Source organism: Nocardia rhamnosiphila NBRC 108938, from assembly GCF_000720425.1.
GTDB classification, from domain to species: Bacteria; Actinomycetota; Actinomycetes; order Mycobacteriales; family Mycobacteriaceae; genus Nocardia; species Nocardia rhamnosiphila.
This window is the reverse complement of the sequence record NZ_JOAJ01000083.1, coordinates 1-251: the sequence shown is the minus strand read 5'-3', so window position 1 is coordinate 251 and position 251 is coordinate 1. Positions and strand designations below refer to the sequence as shown.

The 251-nt window shown below is 74.5% G+C and carries 1 pseudogene; it reads left to right on the top strand.

The window, feature by feature from the left end:
• Positions 1-251 (top strand): annotated as a pseudogene (locus IG75_RS37085) (MFS transporter); the annotation flags it as partial.

The following is a 251-nucleotide window of genomic DNA, read 5'->3' as shown; positions in this document are numbered from 1 at the left end:
GTTCCACGTCTCGCTGAGCAGTGCGCAGTGGACGTTGACTGTCGCGCTGCTCAGCGGCGCCGTCGCCACTCCGGTCTTGGGCCGGCTCGGAGCCGGCCCCCACCGGCGAGCCGCGATCCTTGCCACGCTGGCGGTCGTCGTCGCCGGCAGCGCGCTCACCGTACTGCCGCTGCCGTTCGCGTGGCTGCTGGCCGGCAGAGCGGCCCAGGGCGTCGGGCTCGGGCTGACGGCGCTGATGATGGGCGTGGCCC